The sequence below is a fragment of the Komagataeibacter kakiaceti JCM 25156 genome (assembly GCF_000613305.1).
The window spans coordinates 1-922 of record NZ_BAIO01000723.1; the positions used below are offsets into that span (position 1 = coordinate 1).

Sequence of the window (922 nt, forward strand, 5' to 3'; positions counted from 1 at the left end):
CCTGCCGGCCCCCACGTGGCCCGGCCTGCTGCGTATCGCGCATCTGGATGAATTCGTGCCGCTGCTCCGCCGTATCCTGGCCGCCCAGGAAGGCGCGGGAGACAGGGCGTAATGACCGTGCTGGTCCCCTTCATGCTGTGGCTCAAGGCGTTCCACATCATGTCGCTCATCGCATGGATGGCGGGCCTGTTCTATCTGCCACGGCTGTTTGTCTATCACTGTCAGGTGGCAGCCCGATCAGCGGAATCCGAGCGTTTCAAGATCATGGAATACCGGCTGCTGCGCTTCATCATGCTGCCCGCCATGATCAGCACCTTCCTCTTCGGTGGTGCGCTGGCGACCATTCCGGGGCTGGTGGACTGGCATGCGGGGTGGTGGTTCACCAAGCTGGCGGCGGTGGCGGCGCTGGCGGGGTTCCAGGGCGCGTGTGCGCGCTGGCGGCGTGATTTCGCCCATGACCGCAATACGCATACCGAACGGTTCTATCGCATGGCGAACGAGATGCCGACCGTTCTCATGATGGTCATCGTCATCATGGTGGTTGTCCGCCCGTTCTGAAAACGGGCGGACGGAGCCGTTACGATCAGAGCAGGGACTGACCCTGCTTCAGCACCGCGTTGCACACCTTGGTGGTGACCTTCTGCTTGAGGTTGCCACTGAGCGTGGCGAGCGAGAAGGTGTTGCCGTTCCCGGTGTCCAGAATACCCTTCTGGCCATTGGTGTACTGGCTGCCGGTGGTGTCGAACCCGGCCTTCTGCTTCAGGGACGAAAGCAGTGTCGAGGGGCTGTTGCCCTTGAGGTAGTTGTTCTCCACGCAGTAGCCCAGCAGGCCGGTCACGTTGGATGGGGCGAGCGAGGAGACGGAGGGGATGTTGAGCCGCTGCCCGAAAGCAGCCCCGCCGCTTCGCCCAGGCCACCCGAT

The 922-nt window shown here is 63.1% G+C and carries 2 protein-coding genes; one reads left to right on the plus strand and one right to left on the minus strand.

Features of this window, described 5'->3' with window-relative positions:
• The first annotated feature begins 111 nt into the window (after positions 1 to 111).
• Positions 112 to 558 carry a protoporphyrinogen oxidase HemJ gene (gene hemJ, locus JCM25156_RS18315; RefSeq protein WP_025814275.1) on the plus strand — a complete coding sequence of 149 codons (447 nt, stop codon included), beginning with the start codon at positions 112 to 114 and terminating at the stop codon, positions 556 to 558.
• A 25-nt stretch (positions 559 to 583) separates the two neighbouring features.
• Here the strand turns inward: hemJ and JCM25156_RS18320 are convergent.
• Positions 584 to 922, minus strand: a 339-nt coding sequence (locus JCM25156_RS18320) for a YjjA family protein (protein ID WP_025814276.1), incomplete at its 5' end; no start/stop codon positions are given.